The sequence below is a fragment of the Cupriavidus sp. 01T418 genome (genome assembly GCF_056398885.1).
The window spans coordinates 1-1,011 of sequence record NZ_JBFTQG010000127.1; the positions used below are offsets into that span (position 1 = coordinate 1).

Below are 1,011 nucleotides of genomic sequence, written 5' to 3' on the forward strand. Positions count from 1 at the left end.
ATCACCACAACTCGGCCTGCTTCCAGCACGCGGCAATGATGTTGGCGCGTTGCTGTGCGCTGCGCAGCCGATTGCGGGCGGTCGTTTTGAGTTCGGCGAGCGAGTGTGGGCAGTAGTTGGCCAGAGCATGGCGCTTGAGCCAGGCCCAGAGGTACTCCACAGGATTCAGGTCCGGGCTGTAGGGCGGGACAAAGGCCATCTGCACTGCACCACCAGTGCTATCGAGGTAGTCGCGCACGATGCGACTCTTGTGCYGCGCGGCGCCGTCCCAGATGATCATCAGGCGGCGCTTGAGGTGTGCGCGCAGTGCCTTGAGGAACTCCACGATCTGTGCGCTCTTGATCGCGCCGTCATAAAGGCGGAACAGGCAGTTGTGATAACTCAGGCCCGCGAGGCCGAGACATGTTTCCAGTTGAAGTGGAACTGGATGACCGGCGTTTGACCTTTCGGAGCCCAGGTGCGCACGCGCGTGGGYCGCTCCGAGAGCCCAGACTCGTCAATAAAGACGATCAGCCGCTGCTCCCGCGTACACTTTTTTTGAGCGCGGGCCAGGTCTTTTGCTTCCACGCCAGCACGGCGTCCTCGTCGCGTTCGATAGCGCGTCGGTCTGGGCGTTGGGGCGAGAAGCCGAGCGAATCCAGAATGCGCCAGACATGGGCCTCGTTGTATGACACCCCGAAGCGTTGCTCGATGAGTAGACGCACCCGTTTGAGCGTCCACAGTTCGGTGCCAAARCCATGCTCYGTGGGGCGCTGCAGCAAGGCACGACACAGTTGCTCGCGCTGGGTATCGTYGAGCAACGACGGCCGTCCACGGGMCATGGTGCGCAGCGCGTCGATGCCGCCTTCGTCCAGTCGCGCCTTCCACGTGTACACCGTCTGCCGTGCCACGCCCACCGCAGCCGCAACCTCCGCGACCGGCTTGTTTGCTAACAGCATCCGTCCAGCGCGAACCCGATTCCTGGTCGCTTCGTCCATCTTCCCAGCCATGCAATCGACTCCCGATCAACGC

Annotated in this window: 1 pseudogene; it reads right to left on the reverse strand. The window is 62.7% G+C overall.

Features of this window, described 5'->3' with window-relative positions:
• Nucleotide 1: 1 nt before the first annotated feature.
• Nucleotides 2-989: pseudogene (locus AC1DQ3_RS36500) on the reverse strand (IS630 family transposase).
• Nucleotides 990-1,011: the final 22 nt, after the last annotated feature.